Origin of the sequence: Streptomyces sp. P9-2B-2, from assembly GCF_030406865.1 — a bacterium.
Classification (GTDB): domain Bacteria; phylum Actinomycetota; class Actinomycetes; order Streptomycetales; family Streptomycetaceae; genus Streptomyces; species Streptomyces platensis.
This window is the reverse complement of record NZ_CP129126.1, coordinates 7562023-7576840: the sequence shown is the minus strand read 5'-3', so window position 1 is coordinate 7576840 and position 14818 is coordinate 7562023. Positions and strand designations below refer to the sequence as shown.

Annotated in this window: 13 protein-coding genes; 10 read left to right on the top strand and 3 right to left on the bottom strand. The window is 72.1% G+C overall.

Annotated features, from left to right (window positions below; translation table 11 throughout):
• Positions 1-382: 382 nt before the first annotated feature.
• Positions 383-796 (top strand): SsgA family sporulation/cell division regulator, encoded by a 414-nt coding sequence (locus tag QT196_RS33320; protein ID WP_085922593.1) that lies wholly within the window; start codon positions 383-385, stop codon positions 794-796.
• Positions 797-937: 141 nt separating this feature from the next.
• On the opposite strand, the gene QT196_RS33315 is transcribed toward QT196_RS33320, so the two are convergent.
• Entirely contained in the window at positions 938-1594 is a 657-nt protein-coding gene (locus QT196_RS33315) for a TetR family transcriptional regulator C-terminal domain-containing protein (protein ID WP_168482409.1), read from the bottom strand.
• A gap of 137 nt (positions 1595-1731) precedes the next feature.
• Here QT196_RS33315 and QT196_RS33310 point away from each other — a divergent pair, with 137 nt between their 5' ends.
• The 3 genes from QT196_RS33310 to QT196_RS33300 all read left to right on the top strand — a co-directional run bounded on the left by QT196_RS33310 (position 1732) and on the right by QT196_RS33300 (position 4574).
• Positions 1732-2250: a PH domain-containing protein gene (locus QT196_RS33310; protein WP_168482408.1), complete on the top strand. Its 519-nt coding sequence runs from the start codon at positions 1732-1734 to the stop codon at positions 2248-2250.
• Positions 2247-3890 carry a PH domain-containing protein gene (locus tag QT196_RS33305; RefSeq protein ID WP_290356257.1) on the top strand — a complete coding sequence of 548 codons (1644 nt, stop codon included), beginning with the start codon at positions 2247-2249 and terminating at the stop codon, positions 3888-3890. Before QT196_RS33310 ends, QT196_RS33305 begins: the two co-directional genes overlap by 4 nt.
• Positions 3891-4160: 270 nt before the next feature.
• Complete coding sequence (locus tag QT196_RS33300) at positions 4161-4574, top strand: SsgA family sporulation/cell division regulator (RefSeq protein WP_168482406.1); 414 nt, start codon at positions 4161-4163, stop codon at positions 4572-4574.
• A gap of 84 nt (positions 4575-4658) precedes the next feature.
• Here QT196_RS33300 and QT196_RS33295 read toward each other — a convergent pair whose 3' ends face one another.
• On the bottom strand, positions 4659-5423 hold the full coding sequence (locus QT196_RS33295) for a polysaccharide deacetylase family protein (RefSeq protein ID WP_168482405.1): 765 nt from the start codon (positions 5421-5423) through the stop codon (positions 4659-4661).
• Positions 5424-5569: 146 nt separating this feature from the next.
• On the opposite strand from QT196_RS33295, the gene QT196_RS33290 reads away from it, so the two are divergent.
• The 4 genes from QT196_RS33290 (at position 5570) to QT196_RS33275 (ending at position 9068) form a co-directional block, all read left to right on the top strand.
• Positions 5570-6277 carry a response regulator transcription factor gene (locus QT196_RS33290; RefSeq protein WP_168482404.1) on the top strand — a complete coding sequence of 236 codons (708 nt, stop codon included), beginning with the start codon at positions 5570-5572 and terminating at the stop codon, positions 6275-6277.
• Positions 6274-7872, top strand: coding sequence for a HAMP domain-containing sensor histidine kinase (locus QT196_RS33285; protein ID WP_168482403.1), 1599 nt, complete (start codon positions 6274-6276; stop codon positions 7870-7872). Before QT196_RS33290 ends, QT196_RS33285 begins: the two co-directional genes overlap by 4 nt.
• On the top strand, positions 7869-8543 hold the full coding sequence (locus QT196_RS33280) for a hypothetical protein (RefSeq protein WP_248001418.1): 675 nt from the start codon (positions 7869-7871) through the stop codon (positions 8541-8543). Before QT196_RS33285 ends, QT196_RS33280 begins: the two co-directional genes overlap by 4 nt.
• 123 nt (positions 8544-8666) lie before the next feature.
• On the top strand, positions 8667-9068 hold the full coding sequence (locus QT196_RS33275) for a DUF1992 domain-containing protein (protein WP_290356256.1): 402 nt from the start codon (positions 8667-8669) through the stop codon (positions 9066-9068).
• A 39-nt stretch (positions 9069-9107) separates the two neighbouring features.
• Here QT196_RS33275 and QT196_RS33270 read toward each other — a convergent pair whose 3' ends face one another.
• On the bottom strand, positions 9108-10382 hold the full coding sequence (locus tag QT196_RS33270; protein ID WP_266732289.1) for a hypothetical protein: 1275 nt from the start codon (positions 10380-10382) through the stop codon (positions 9108-9110).
• Between the two features lie 252 nt (positions 10383-10634).
• Here QT196_RS33270 and QT196_RS33265 point away from each other — a divergent pair, with 252 nt between their 5' ends.
• Positions 10635-12545, top strand: a complete 1911-nt coding sequence (locus QT196_RS33265; protein WP_266732288.1) for a methylmalonyl-CoA mutase subunit beta — start codon at positions 10635-10637, stop codon at positions 12543-12545.
• Entirely contained in the window at positions 12545-14815 is a 2271-nt protein-coding gene (scpA, locus tag QT196_RS33260) for a methylmalonyl-CoA mutase (RefSeq protein ID WP_290356255.1), read from the top strand. The genes QT196_RS33265 and scpA overlap by 1 nt, the downstream gene beginning before the upstream one ends.
• Positions 14816-14818 lie beyond the last annotated feature (3 nt).

The following is a 14818-nucleotide window of genomic DNA, read 5'->3' as shown; positions in this document are numbered from 1 at the left end:
CCAGATACAACAAACGTCCCGTGCGCCGCATTTCGCCCCACCCCGCTCTGGTTTTGGGCTGGAAGCTAACCCAGGCCGACCGCCCCGTCCAGACCGCCGCCCGGCGCCGCCGGCGACAGCCCCCGTCACTGCCCGCACCCGCCGGTGAGCCCTCGGTGTCCGTGGGGTCGCGGCCGAGGCGCGCCCGTACGCCTGACGGCTCGTCAAGTTGAGCCCCGGGAGGCCCATCGTGAGCGCCAGCCGGCCAACAAAGAGGGCAAATACGTACATTCAAAGGTCCGTGACGCAGGTCACGTAGGAATCCAATGCACCTGGCGCGATGGCCCGCGCGTCTTAGTGGTCGAAGACTCAATGAACCGCACCGAACACAAGGGAGCCGGCGATGTCCAGCGTCATCGACCAAGCCGTTCAGGCCCGTCTCATCGCGACCGCTCCACGGTCGCAGGTGATCCCGGCGAGCCTGCGTTACGACCGCGCCGACCCCTTCGCGGTGCGGCTGGTCTTTCCGCCGGCCGCTTCGCTGGACGGGGCGGAGGTGACCTGGACGTTCGGGCGCGAACTGCTGGAGGAGGGCCTGTGCGGTCCCGCCGGGGCGGGCGACGTACAGATCTGGCCGTACGACGCCGATGCCGTGGTGGTGGAGTTCCACGCCGCCGGCGGTATGGCGGTGGTGCAGTTCGAGACGCAGGAGCTGAGAGCGTTTCTGACGCTGTCGTACGAGCTGGTCGCGCAGGGCGATGAGGCGCGGCACCTGGACGTCGAGGGCGATCTCGCCGCCCTGTTGCGCGAGGCGTAAACCACACCCCGTCGGCGCCGGAGCCCGACCGGAGTTCCGGCACACCACCGCGCCGCACCGCCCCTCGCGAACCGGCCCTTCACTTGCGGCATGTCCCGGCCTGCGGCATGCCCACCCGCCGCAAGGCACCCCGTCCCGCCGTCACCCCACACTCCCCCCGGCCTTCACCACCCACCCCGCCCCGGTTTCCGCCGACCGCTCCGTGCCGAAGAGATTCGCCAGCTGCAGGTCCACCAGCCGTAGTGCGGTCTCGGGGGTGTGCACCTCCAGCAGGACGTAGGTGGCGAGCCCGTCGGCCGCGCTGATCAGCAGCATCGCCTCGTCCTCGTTGGCGCGCTCCGGTGGCAGTTCGCCGCGGTCCGCGGCCAGCCGCAGCTGGTCGGCGAAGAAGGCGCGGAGCCGGGGGATGCCGTCCTCGGCCTCGGCACGCAGGGCCTCGTCATGGACGGCGCGGGCGTAGTACGCGGCGCCGACCAGCAGCCCGATGCGGCTCCTGTCGTCCAGCGGCAGCATGCCCGACAGACAGGCGCGCAGCACCTCACGGGGCGTCGGCTCCTCGGTCAGCGCCTCGATGCGCTCCCTGATCCGGTCCCCGGCAAGCCGGTTGATGTACCGGAGGGCGAAGAGCAGCATCTCGTCCCTGGTGCGGAAGTAGTGCTGGAGCCGGCCCAGCGAGATACCGGCCTCCGCGGCGACATCGCGCAGACTCGCCCCGTCCAGACCACGGGTGCCGGCGATCCGGCACAGCGCCTCGGAGATCTCCTGGCGTCTGGCTTCGTGGTCCACCTTCTTGGGCACGGATGACCTCCCTCGTACGGTGCGCGGTTCCTCGCGCGCGGGGTCGCTTCCGGATACCGGGCCCGCTTTTACAAGTCGCTTGTACCGTTATAACGTATCGCTACTCAATACGCTTGACTTGGAAACCGGTGACCCTGATGCCCGAGCACGCCGCCCCGCTGCTTCGACCACCCCGCCACCGCGTCGATCCCCGGGCCCGCCGCTGGTGGACGCTCCAGGCGCTGCTGACGCTCAGCGGCCCGATGCTGCTCACCGCGCTCACCATGGCGGTCCTGTCCCTGCTCTTCTTCCCGGGCGCACTGCCCTGGCTCGGCCCGTTGCTGCTGGTCGTGCTGGTGCTGCCGGCCCTCGGCTATCTCCTGGTGATGCCGCGGTGGCGGTATGCGGTGCACGCCTGGGAGCTGGGCGGCCAGGCGGTCTACGCGGCGGGCGGCTGGTTCTGGCAGAAGCGGCGGATCGCGCCGCTGAGCCGGGTGCAGACGGTGGACACCATGCGCGGACCGCTCCAGCGGCGGTACGGACTGGCGACGGTGACCGTCACCACCGCCTCGACCGCCGGCGACATCAAGATCGCCGGACTGTCCGACGCGGACGCCGAGGAGCTGTCCCGGCGGATCAGTGAGGCGGCGCAGGACGTGCCGGGTGATGCCGCATGAGCACGCCATGCGAGCCCGGCGCGCCCGGCACGGACCCCGGCACGTCCGCCGGGTCCGGGCCCGCCGCCCCGCCCGGCGCCCCCTTCGAGGAGACGCCGTGGCGGCGGCTGGACCCGCGCACCCTTCTGGTGCACTGCGGCTGGATGGCGGCCCCGCTCGGTTCGCTGGCGCTGACGGCGCTGGCCACCGGCGGCCGGATCAACACCGAAGCCTGGATCACGCTCGCCGCGATCTCGGCCTCGTTCGCCGTGCTCACCACGCTCGGCCTGATCCGGTGGGCGCGTACCGAGTTCCGTATCACCATTCCCCGTCGCGGTGAGGGAGCGGGCGGCGCCTCCCCGACCTTCGATGTGCGCAGCGGGCTGCTGACCCGGCGGCTGCGCAGTGTGCCGCTGCACCGGATACGCACCGTCGATCTGACCGCGACGCCGGTGCACCGGGTGCTGGGCGTCACCGTGCTGCGGGCCGGTACGGCCGGCTCGGGGGACGGCAGCAGCGAGTTGTCGCTGGAGGCGCTCGCGGTGCCCGAAGCGGAGCGGCTGCGCACCGAGCTGCTCGCCTACGCCGACGCCGAGGCGATCGCGAACGACCCGGTGGTGGCCCGGATCAACTGGCGCTGGCTGCGCTATGCGCCGCTCACCTTCTGGGTCATCGGCGGGGTCTTCGTGGCGGCCGGAGGCGCCTACCGCGCCCTGGACGGCATCGGCATCGAGGCCTGGAAACTCGGCTTCGTCCAGCGGGCGTTCACGGAATTCGGTGCCAGTGCGCTCTGGCTGACGATCCCGGCGGCGCTGGTGGTCATCCTCGCCCTCGGTTCGGTCGGCGCGGTCGTCCTCTACGTCGAGAACTGGTGGAGCTACTGCCTGGAGTGGACCGACTCGCGCACGCTCCGGGTGCGCCGCGGGCTGCTCACCACCCGTGCGGTCACCATCGAACGGGCCCGGCTGCGCGGGGTGGTGCTGCGCGAACCGCTGCTGCTGCGGGCCGGCGGCGGTGCGCTGGTGCGCGCGGTCGCGGGCGGTCTGGGCAACCGCGAGGAGAACCGCAAGCGCAGCGGGCTGCTGCCGCCGGCGCCCCGCGCGGAGGCACTGCGGGTGGCCGGTGGCACCCTGCGCTCGCCCTTCCCCGGAAGCGCGGCGCCCGCGGCGCTGACACCGCATCCCCGGGTCGCGCTGCGCCGGCGGCGGGTGCGCGGTCTGCTGTTCGTGGTCCTGCCGGGCACCGCCGTGCTCGCCGGTCTCGGTGCGGCGTTCACTCCCGTCCTGCTGCACTGCGCCTGGATCTACGCACTGCTCACCACGGCGCTGTCGCTGTGGCTGGCCCGGGACGCGTACCGCAATCTGGGGCACGGGCTGGACGGCCCGTATATGGTCGCCCGCTCGGGCACCTTCAGCCGTGACACCGTCGCCCTCCAGCGCGACGCCATCGCCGCCTGGACGTTCTCGACCTCGCCGTTCACCCGCCGGGCCGGGCTCGTCACGCTCACCGCGGCGGTCGCGGCGGGCGACGACGGCTACCGCATCCCGGACCTCCCGGCGGCCGACGCCCCCGGCTTCGCCACGACGGCGGCCCCGGGAATCCTGGAAGAGTTCCTGGTGCACCCCGGGCCGGCCCCCGTTCCGGGACAGCAGTCGCGGTAGCGGCAGGGCGGTCGCCACAGGAACGCCCGGCACCTTCCGGGCAGTTGGACCGCCGGGGCGACCACCACCTCCGGGCGGCAGTCAGGGCATCCGCCCCACTCCCGCCCGGAGGCGGCGTGACCTGCACACACGCCTCGACGCGGCATGAAAACCGCCGGCACCGCAACATGAGATACCTCACACCTGTGTCGCGTGCACTACGAGGGTGGGCACACCGTCCTACTGGACGAGCCTTTGCCCATGATCCGACAGCCGTGAGGGAGCAGCGCGATGGACCCCGTCATCGACCAAGCCGTCCAGGTCCGCCTCATCGCCACCACCCCCGGCCCGCACGCGGTACCCGCGGTGCTGCACTATCAGCCCGCCGACCCGCTGGCCGTACGGATGTCCTTCCCGCCGGAGATCTCGCTGGACGGCTCGGCGGTGGACTGGGCGTTCGCCCGCGAACTGCTCGACGAGGGGCTGCGGGTGCCGGCCGGGCGGGGCGATGTGCGGGTACGGCCGTCCGGTCCGGACCGCACGGTGATGGAGTTCCACGCGGACGAGGGCATCGCCATGGTCCAGTTGAGGACCGAGGACGTCCGGCAGTTCCTCGCCCGCTCCTACACGGCCGTGCCCGCCGGTGCCGAGCCGGCCTACCTCGGTCTGGAGCGCGGCCTCGCGGAGTTGTTCGGCGCGGCATAAGGCGGTGCGAGGGGGCGATGACACCGTCGCCCCCCAACGTCAATCAGGGCGGCCCGAAGGCCGCCCTGATCCCTCCGCCACGCATCAGCGCTTCGGGAACCCGAATCCGTAGCCCTGCTGCTTCATCCACGGCAGCAGCCGCTCCAGCGATTCGACGGTCCGGGAGCGGTCGCCGCCGCCGTCGTGGAACAGGACCGTCGGGCCATTGGAGAGTTCGGCGCGCACCGTGGCGTCGATCATGTCGACGGTGCCGCCCTCGAAGTCCTTGCTGTCGACGTTCCAGCCCAGCGGTCGCATGCCGCGGTCCGCGGCCAGCTTGCGGCTGTAGGGCGTGAAGGCGCCGCCGGGGGCGCGGTAGTACTCGACCTGTGCGCCGCCCGCCGCGTTCTCGATCATCTGCTGTGCGTCGAGTATCTGCCGCGACTGGAAGCTCTCGGACTTGTGGTTCATCCCGGTGTCGTGGTCGAGGGTGTGGTCGCAGAGCTTGTGGCCCGCGGCCACCACCTGCTTGACCAGGTCCGGGTGCGCCTTGGCCTGCGGGCCGATCATGCAGAAGACCGCTTTGACGTTCTCCTTCTTGAGGACCTCCAGCACCTTCGGGGTCCAGGTCGGGTCCGGGCCGTCGTCGATGGTGATGTTCAGGCTGCGGCCGGGGCGGTCCGAGGCGTGCACGATCGAGGGATCGACCGGTGCGGCCCGGGACGCCTTCTTGGGTTGTTTGGCGGCGTCGGCCGCGCTGGAGTCCGTACCGGCTCCGGAGAAGACGAGCGTTCCCGCGGCCGCGAGCGCCACGACGGCCGCCGCGGCCACCCCGATGATGCCGCTCTCTTTACCGAAGCCCCGTGCCATCCCGATCCCGTCCCCTTTTACCGTGCGCGTGTGCGTTCCGACGGCGGTGGGTGCTACGCACCGCCTTGCACCACGGAAGATGCGTCAGAGATCGAGGAGGCTGCTCCTGTTACGGATCCATCATGAAACTTATTGATACTGGTCCCATGCCACGTGTACTTCTGATCGAGGACGACGCCGCAGTACGGGACGGAGTGACCCTCGCGCTACGGCGGCGCGGTCATGAAGTGGCCGCCGCGGCCAGCGGCGAGGAGGGCCTGGACGTCCTGCCGGGCTTCCGACCGGACATCGTGCTGCTGGATCTGATGCTCCCCGGCAAGGACGGCTTCGAGGTCTGCCGGCTGATCCGCGCCGAGCGGCAGCTCCCGATCATCATGCTCACCGCCCGCGGCGACGACCTCGATGTGGTGCTCGGACTGGAGGCCGGGGCCGACGACTACATCGTCAAGCCGGCCCGCGGTGAGGTCCTCGAAGCCCGCATCCGTGCGGTGCTGCGCCGTACCGCGCTGCCGACCGAGGGCACACCGGCCGCCGCCGAGCCGGGCCCCGCCCCGGTGGAGACGTACGGCGAACTGGCCATAGACCGCGCCGGCCTGGTGGTCGGCAAGGGCGGCCAGGACCTGGCGCTGGCCCCCTCGGAGATGAAGCTGCTGCTGTTCCTGTCCGCCACCCCGGGGCAGGTCTTCAGCCGCCAGCAGCTGCTGGAGCAGGTGTGGGAGCACAGCTACCACGGCGATGCGCGGCTGGTCGACGCCTGTGTCATGCGGCTGCGGACGAAGATAGAGGACACCCCGCGCAGCCCCCGTTACGTCCAGACCGTGCGCGGTTTCGGCTACCGTTTCGGGCCCCTGTGAAGCGCCCCCGCCGCTGGGCGGACCTCCCCCGCCTCGGGCGCGGGAACCCCCAGCTGCTGCGTGGGCTGCGGGCCCGGCTCGTGGTGGGATTCCTGGTGGTGGCCGCCGTCAGTGCGCTGACCACCGCGCTGCTGACCTACCAGGAGGCGCGTAACGCGATCCTCCAGCGCTCCCAGGACATCGCCGTCAACGATCTGCGGGCGCAGGTCAATTCGCTGGCTCCCGAGCTCCCGGTGCCGCCGTCGCAGGCCGATCTGGATTCCTTCCGGATCCAGCTGGAGCGTTCCGGGAAGTCCCGGGACTGGGACATTTCGGTGTATTACCGCGGGGTGCGGGACAGCGGCGACGGGAGTCTGCGCGGCGATGTCGTGATACCGGACGGCCTCAAGAGCTCGGTGGAGAAGCGCCATGTGCCGGTCTTCCAGCGGGTGGACCGCGGCGGCGACCCCTGGCTGCTGATCGGGATGCCGGTGCGGCAGACCGACGGCAAGGCCTCCGCGCTGTCCGTCTATGCCCAGCTGCCGCTGTACGCCGAGGAGGACAATGTCGAGGCGCTGGTGAGCGCCGCCCAGCGGGGTGCGCTGCCGGTGCTGGTGCTGACCGTGATCCCGGCGCTGCTGGCCGCGCGCGGGGTGCTCCGGCCCGTACGGGGACTGCGGCAGGCCGCCGGGCGGATCGCCGAGGGCAAGCTGGACACCCGGCTGGAGGTCAAGGGCGCCGATGAACTCGCCGATCTGTCCCGGACGTTCAACGACATGGCGGCCCGGCTGGAGGAGAGCATGGCCGAGCTGCGCAGGCTGGAGTCCAACGCCCGGCGGTTCGCCGCCGATGTCTCACACGAGCTGCGGACGCCGCTCGCGGCGATGACCGCGGTCACCGACGTGCTCGACGAGGACGCCGACTCCCTCGACCCCGACACCGCCTCCGCGGTCCGGCTGATCAGCCAGGAGACCGGGAAGCTGGCGCGGATGGTGGAGGATCTGATGGAGGTCTCGCGGTTCGACGCGGGGGCCGCGGCGCTCCATCTCGACGAGGTGGACGTCGCCGAGACCATCCGTAAGACCCTTCAGGCCAGGGCCTGGCAGAAGCGGGTGACGGCGGAGCTGCCGGCCGGCGTACGGGCCCGGCTCGATCCGCGGCGGCTCGATGTGGTGGTCGCCAACCTGGTCGGCAATGCCCTGCACCACGGCGGCGAGCCGGTCCGGGTGCGGCTGCACACCCCGGAGCCGGGCGCGGACCGGCTGCTGATCGAGATCTCCGACAGCGGGCCCGGTATCGACCCCGAGGTCCTGCCGCATGTCTTCGACCGCTTCTACAAGGCGGACTCCGCCCGCGCCCGTTCGGAGGGCAGTGGCCTGGGCCTGGCCATCGCGATGGAGAACGTACGGCTGCACGGCGGCGTCATGCGCGCGGCCAACTCCCCCGAGGCCGGTGCGGTGTTCACGGTGGATCTGCCGCTGCGCCAGGGCGAGACCGCCGGGGCGGCGGCCGGGGAGGCGGACGGCCCGCCGGACGACGCCTGGGCGGCCGGGGAGACCGCGGACGACAACCCGGACGGCGCACGTCCCGAAGCCGGAAAAGAGAACCTCGTATGAGCGCCATGAAGGCCCTGAAGGCCCTGCGTACGGTGCGGGCCCGGCGGCTCGTCCTGGGCGGTGCCCTCACCGGGGCACTGGCGGCCGCCCTGTCCGGGGCGCTGGCCGGCTGCGGAATCGCGCCCACCGATGTCATCGACGCCGGTGAACCCGCCAGCGGCATGAAGTCGCCGGGCCAGCCCGAGGCCGATGTCCAGCTGTTCTTCTACGGGCCGTCCGGGCTGCGCTCCGCGACCCGGCCGGCGAAGACACCGGTCGACCCGGCGACGGCCCTCCAGCTGCTCATGAAGGGCCCGAACCACGCGGAGCGGATGCGCGGCCTGACCAGTGCACTGCCGAAGTTCCTCGCCTCGCCGACCGTCGAGACGCACGAGGGCACCGTGGTGATCACCGTGCGGGCGGGCGTCGAGCTGCTGGACTCCGCCTCGCTGAACCAGCTGGTGTGCACCGCGGCCAACGCGCGGGTGCCGGGGAACAAGCCGGCGGGGCAGGTCGCCGTGATGATCGTGAGCAAGGGCGGCCGGGTCGGCCCGATGGTGTGCGGCGGCAACAACGCCTTCCCCGTGGTCGAGCCGAGCCCGACCCCCACCGCGCCGTCCGCCACGGAGCGGCCGGACACGGGTGAGCCCGGCACCGGCGGATCCGTCACGGAGCCCGGCCCGACCGGCTGAACCGCCACGGACCGCCCCTCGCACCCCGGCGCCGCGCTACCGTGAAAGCAGGCAGCCACCTGCCCGCACCCCGTCCGGAGAAGACCGGCCGACCGGCCGCTGAATCCTCGGGAGACACACGCGATGACCGAGCGCAAACCCCCCGGTGTCACCTTCGAGAGCTGGATCGACCGGCAGATCCGCGAGGCGACGGAGCGCGGCGACTTCGCCGGCCTCCCGGGCGCCGGGAAGCCCCTCCCCCACCTCGATCAGCCGTATGACGAGATGTGGTGGATCAAGGACAAGATGAGCCGGGAGCACCTCTCCTACCTGCCGCCGACCCTCGCCCTGCGCAAGGAGGCGGAGGACGCCCTGGAGGCCGCGGCCGCCGCTCCCACCGAGGCGGCCCTGCGCCGCATCCTGACGCCGGTCAATGAGCGCATCCGCGCGGCGCTGCGCACCCCGCTCGAAGGCCCTCCGCTGAACCTCGTACCGTTCGATATCGACGAGGTGACCCGTAAGTGGCGGGAGCAGCAAGGGAGTTGACGAGGAAGGGCACCGGACGCGCCGGACCCGGTGCCCGGCTCACGGCCCGACGGGGCCCAGCCGTACCCGCAGGAACCGCGGCCGGTACAGGTCCACATCGCCGTTGAGGCGGGCGTCGGCCGGGACGCCTGGCGGGCCGAGCCAGTTGATGTCGTAGCTGAGCAGCAATGCGCCGTCGGCGGTGAATTCGGGGTGCGCCTGCGGGTTGTAGACCGCGACGTGCCGGGGGTCGGCGGCCGGTGGGCGGGGCGGGGTGAGCCGGCCGTTCGGCCCGTGCCAGGGGCCGTGGGGTGAGCAGGACCAGTAGCTGGTGAGGGCCCGCATCCCGGCCGCGCCGCCGCCCCCGGTGTCCATGGTGATCAGCACCCAGGCGGGGCCGTCGCGGACGACGGTGAAGGCGGTGCCGACGCCGCGCGGGCCGCCGTCCCGCAGCACCGGACGGGCCCGCCCGGCCCGCCGCTGCCAGTGGGCGCCGTCCCAGAACCGCCAGCTTCCGCTGTCCCCGAGCCGCCCGGCCGGAACCCGTGCGAGATAGGCGCTGGAGGCGGGCGCCGACGGTGGGTCGTCGCTGCCGAAGACATAGGTCCAGCCGCCGTCGCGGACCGTCGCCGCCCCGTAGAGGACGCGCCGCCCCGGGTCCGCGGAGGTCGGGGCGACGGCCTGGGTGATGCCTTCCAGGCGCAGGCCGGGGAGGGAGAGCGTGGCGACCTCGGTGCTGTGCGGCATGCCGAAGATCCACGGTCCGGCGCCGGGGGTGCGGTTCCACAGCAGGACACGGACCACTTTCCGGTCCGATCCGGGCCCGCGGGGCTCCACGCTCGCGCGGACCGGCCAGCGCCAGCCGCCGCCGGGCGGGTCGGGGAAGAACGGTCCGGGGGCGGCCGCGGTGCCGCCGGTCAGGGTGCGCTCCAGCCGGCCCGAACGGGACATCACCACGGCGGAGTTGTGCCGCAGGAACGGGGTGCCGCCGGTGTCGGCGGTGCGCCAACGGCGGTGCTCCCCTTGCGGATTGGGCGGTTCCTGGATCCGGTCGAGGAAGGTGTCGGAGAAGAACCAGAGCGTCCGGCCGTCGGGGAGGCGTACCGAGTGGGTGCCGTCGCCGCCGGTCCAGTCGTCGACCCGGGTGTTGTCATCACCGTAACGGGCGAATTCCCCGGTATGCCGGGAATCGGGGGTCCAGGCGGCGATCCGGCGTCCCGCGCAGGTGGCGGCGTGGCCGGGGGCGGCGGTCCGCGGCAGCGCCCAGACGAGCACGGCGACGGCCAGCAGCAACGTGGCGACGGTCACGGTGCGGGTCAACGGAGCCTTGGGCATCGCGCTCCTCTGGGGGTACCCCCTGCTCCTTAAGAGCTTGGGGGAGGGTGCCGCGCCCACCGTACTGAACCTGCGCCGACGCCCCGGGCGGACACGTCCCGGAGGTCACCGGATGACTTCGCGCGATAGGGGCGACCCGTCCCACCTGCCCCATCCGGCCCATGGATATCAACATTTCTGCATGGTCAACGAGTGCAACGTCACAGCTGGAGCCCCTGCTCCAGCTAACGGTCGTTCGCCTAGCCTGCTGCCATGACCGCCGAGTCCCCCGAACTCCCCCTGGCCGCAGCCTTCCCGGATGCCGACCGCGCGCAGTGGCAGCGCCTCGTCGAAGGTGTGCTGCGCAAATCGGGCGTCGCAGAAGCAACGGGCGCCGCCGCCGAGGACGTGCTCGCCACCGATCTCCAGGACGGCATCCGCGTCCGCCCGCTCTACACCGCCGAGGACGGTACGGCCGCCCTGGGCCACCCGGGCTTTCCGCCCTTCGTACGGGCCGGCCGGCCCGAGGGCACGACCGTCGCCGGGTGGGACGTACGCCAGCGCCATGTCCACACCGATCCCGAGCGGGCCAATGAATCGGTGCTGGCCGACCTGGAGAACGGCGTCACCTCGGTCTGGCTGACCGTCGGCGACGGCGGGGTGCCGGTGGCCGGTCTGGAGCAGGCGCTGCGCGGGGTCTATCTGGACCTGGCCGCGGTGGTGCTGGACGCGGGGGCCGATTTCGCGGCGGCCGCAGAGGAGTTGCTGCGGCTGTACACCGCGTCCGGTGCGCCGCTGCGTGAGGCGGCCGGCTGCCTGGGCGCCGACCCGCTCGGCCTGCTGGCCCGTACGGGTGATGACGCCAAGCTGCGCCTCCAGTTGGAGTCGGCCGCCCGGATGGCCGCGCGCTGCGCCGCCGACGCACCCGGTGTGCGCGCGCTCGCCGTCGACGCGCTGCCGTACCACGAGGCGGGCGGCTCGGCCGCCGAGGAGCTGGGGACCTCGCTGGCCACCGGCGTCGCCTATCTGCGGCAGCTGACCGGATCCGGCCTCGGCATCGACGACGCCTGCCGGCAGCTGGAGTTCCGCTATGCCGCCACCGCCGACCAGTTCCTGACGATCGCCAAGCTGCGGGCGGCCCGCCGGCTGTGGGCGCGGGTCGCCGAGGTGTGCGGGGCCTCCCCCGCCGCGTCCGCGCAGCGCCAGCACGCGGTCACCTCCACGGTGATGATGACCCGTCGGGACCCGTGGGTGAACATGCTGCGCACCACGGTCGCCGGGCTGTCCGCTGGCGTGGGCGGCGCCGACGCGGTGACGGTGCTGCCGTTCGACGCCGCGCTGGGCCTGCCCGACGCGTTCGCGCGGCGGATCGCCCGCAACACCCAGTCGGTGCTGCTGGAGGAGTCTCATCTGTCGAAGGTGATCGACCCGGCGGGCGGCTCCTGGTACGTGGAGAGCCTCACCGATGAGCTGGCCCGGGCGGCCTGGGCGTGGTTCCAGGAGATCGAGGGGGCCGGCGGCCAGGCCGCGGCGCTGCGCTCCGGGATGATCGCCGGCCGGCTGGCCGACACCTGGGAGCGCCGTTCCGCGGACCTCGCGCACCGGCGCGAACCGGTCACCGGTGTCAGCGAGTTCCCGCATCTCGCCGAGCCGCCGGTGCACCGCGAGCCGGCGCCCGCGCCGATCGGCTGGGGGTCCCCCCGGACAGGGTCTGGGGGAGGGCTGCCGCGGGTGCGCAGGGACGACGCCTTCGAGCAGCTGCGGGCGCGCTCCGATGCGCAGCTCGCGGCGAGCGGCGCCCGCCCCAAGGTCTTCCTCGCCGGGCTGGGCCCGGTCGCGACGCACACCGCGCGGGTGGCGTTCGCCGCCAATCTGTTCCAGGCGGGCGGTATCGAGACGGTGGCCGAGCCCGCTCCGGTGGATGCCGAGTCGGTGGCGGAGGCGTTCGCCGCCAGCGGCGCGCGGATCGCCTGCCTGTGTGCGAGCGACGCGGTGTACGGCGAGCAGGCGGCGGCCGTGGCGGCCGCGCTGAAGTCGGCGGGTGCGCTGCGGGTGCATCTGGCCGGCAAGCCGGGCGAGCGGCGGGACGAATTCGCAGCGGCCGGTGTGGACTCCTACGTCTTCACGGGCTGCGACGCGGTCGAGGTGCTGTCCTCGGCCCTGGATGTCATGGAGGTGGCGTGATGGAGGAGACGACGCAGCAGACAGGCGCCGTCGGCGAAGCGCCGCACGGTTCCCCGGCGGCCACGGGCGCCATCCCGGACTTCAGCACGGTCGAGCTCGGCGGCCCGGTCACCGCGGACGGCGGCGAGGCCGGGGAGTGGGCCGCGGCCGTACAGCAGGCCACCGGCAAGGGTGTGGCGGATCTGACGTGGGAGACGCCGGAGGGCATCGACGTCAAGCCGCTGTACACCGACGCGGACCTCGACGGGCTGGACTTCCTGGGCACCTACCCGGGCATCACGCCGTATCTGCGCGGCCCCTACCCGACGATGTACGTCAACCAGCCCTGGACGATCCGGCAGTACGCCGGTTTCTCCACGGCCGAGGAGTCCAACGCCTTCTACCGCCGCAACCTCGCGGCCGGCCAGAAGGGCCTGTCGGTCGCCTTCGACCTGCCCACCCACCGCGGCTACGACAGCGACCACCCCCGGGTGACCGGCGATGTCGGCATGGCGGGCGTGGCGATCGACTCGATCTATGACATGCGGCAGCTCTTCGAGGGCATCCCGCTGGACAAGATGACGGTGTCGATGACGATGAACGGCGCGGTGCTGCCCGTTCTCGCCCTCTACATCGTGGCCGCCGAGGAACAGGGCGTACCGCCCGAGAAGCTGGCCGGGACCATTCAGAACGACATCCTCAAGGAGTTCATGGTCCGCAACACCTACATCTATCCGCCGCAGCCCTCGATGCGGATCATCTCCGACATCTTCGCGTACACCTCGCAGAAGATGCCGCGCTACAACTCCATCTCGATCTCCGGCTATCACATCCAGGAAGCGGGCGCGACAGCCGACCTGGAGCTGGCGTACACCCTGGCCGACGGGGTGGAGTATCTGCGCGCGGGCATCGAGGCGGGCATGGATGTGGACTCCTTCGCCCCGCGGCTGTCGTTCTTCTGGGCGATCGGCATGAACTTCTTCATGGAGATCGCCAAGCTGCGCGCGGCCCGGCTGCTGTGGGCGCGCCTGGTGCAGCGCTTCGAGCCGAAGAACCCCAAGTCCCTTTCGCTGCGCACCCATTCGCAGACGTCGGGCTGGTCGCTGACCGCGCAGGACGTGTTCAACAACGTCACGCGTACGTGTGTGGAGGCGATGGCCGCCACCCAGGGGCACACCCAGTCCCTGCACACCAACGCCCTGGACGAGGCGCTGGCACTGCCCACCGACTTCTCCGCCCGTATCGCCCGCAACACCCAGCTGTTCCTCCAGCAGGAGTCGGGCACCTGCCGGGTCATCGACCCGTGGGGCGGCAGCGCGTACATCGAGAAGCTCACCCACGATCTGGCGCACCGGGCCTGGCAGCACATCGAGGAGGTCGAGGCGGCCGGCGGGATGGCCAAGGCCATCGACGCGGGCATCCCCAAGCTGCGCGTCGAGGAGGCCGCGGCGCGGACGCAGGCGCGGATCGACTCGGGGCGGCAGGCGCTGATCGGCGTCAACAAGTACCGGGTGGAGACCGACGAGGAGATCGAGGTCCTCAAGGTCGACAACTCCTCGGTGCGCGCCCAGCAGATCGACAAGCTCAAGCGGCTGCGCGCCGAACGCGACGAGGACGCCTGCCAGAAGGCGCTGCGTGCGCTGACCGCGGCGGCCGAGTCCGGTCCCGGCAAGGGGCTGGAGGGCAATCTGCTGGCGCTGGCGGTGGACGCGGCCCGTGCGATGGCGACGGTCGGTGAGATCTCGGACGCACTGGAGTCGGTCTACGGGCGGCACTCCGGCCAGATCCGTACGATCTCCGGTGTGTACCGAGACGAAGCAGGCCCCTCCTCCGGTGTGGAGCGCACCCGGTCGCTGGTGGCCGAGTTCGAGCGCGCCGAGGGCCGCCGGCCGCGCATCCTGGTGGCCAAGATGGGCCAGGACGGCCATGACCGCGGCCAGAAGGTGATCGCCACGGCCTTCGCCGACCTGGGCTTCGACGTCGATGTCGGCCCGCTGTTCCAGACCCCGGCCGAGGTGGCCCGCCAGGCCGTGGAGGCGGACGTCCATATCGTCGGGGTGTCGTCGCTGGCGGCCGGGCATCTGACGCTGGTGCCCGCGCTGAAGGAAGCGCTCGCCGCCGAGGACCGCGAGGACATCACGATCGTGGTGGGCGGGGTGATCCCGCCGGCGGACGTACAGCCGCTGCGGGAGATGGGCGCCGCCGCGGTGTTCCTGCCCGGCACGGTCATCCCCGAGGCCGCGCACGATCTGGTGCGGGAACTGGCGTCCGTCCTCGGCCACGAGCTCTGAGCG